We start from the raw sequence: 855 nt of genomic DNA on the forward strand, positions 1-855 counted from the left end.
GTCCGCCATATGCTTCGCGGATGATGTTGAAAATTATCCTTTGTGGTTATACGCAGTCTGCCTTTTCGGGCAGGAAGATTGAAGCCTTATTAGAAGATAGTGTACGAATGATGTGGTTATCTCAGGAACATCAACCAAGTTACAGAACGATTAATCGCTTTCGTGTGCACCCATTAGCCAAAGGATTATTACGTGAGTGCTTTGTACAGTTTCGATCTCAGTTGGTAAAGGAAGAAATAATTGAAGAAGAGGCTATTTTTATTGATGGTACAAAGATTGAAGCCAATGCGAATAAATTCACATTTGTATGGCGGAAGTCGGTTGAAAATTATAGTGAAAAACTAATTGAAAAGTCCAATCAAATGTACGATGAGTTAATCGAGAAGCGAATCATTCCTGAAATAGAACGAGATGATTTCGAAGAGCTTTCGGTTGAAGAAATGAAAGAAATTGTGGAAAAGCTAAGTGAGAAGATTGAAGCATACGATAAGAAAATTGAAGCGAGCGACGTTGGTGGAGAGCGGAAACAACTACGTTCCGAGCGAAAAGCACCAAAACAATATCGTAAGCAATTTGAAGATTTTATTGTGCGTAAACAAAATTACCAAAAGGATATGGAGATTTTTGGAGACCGCAATAGTTACTCCAAAACAGATCAAGATGCCACTTTTATGCGGATGAAAGATGACTATATGAAAAACGGACAACTGAAGGCTGGATATAATATTCAAGTTGCGACAGAGGGTCAATATGCACTCGCTTATGACGTATTTCCAAATCCAACCGACACTCGTACATTGATTCCCTTTTTGAATACGATCGAAGAAAACTTTTTAGAACTACCTAAATACATCG

At 38.0% G+C, this 855-nt stretch carries 1 protein-coding gene; it reads left to right on the forward strand.

All coding sequences use genetic code 11. The features are described 5' to 3' along the window. A partial coding sequence (locus tag AAIB49_RS19900) for a transposase (RefSeq protein WP_343459068.1) occupies positions 1-855 on the forward strand: 855 nt, incomplete at both ends.

The sequence above is a fragment of the Ornithinibacillus proteolyticus genome, assembly GCF_039581225.1.
In the GTDB taxonomy this organism is placed as follows: domain Bacteria; phylum Bacillota; class Bacilli; order Bacillales; family Amphibacillaceae; genus Ornithinibacillus; species Ornithinibacillus massiliensis.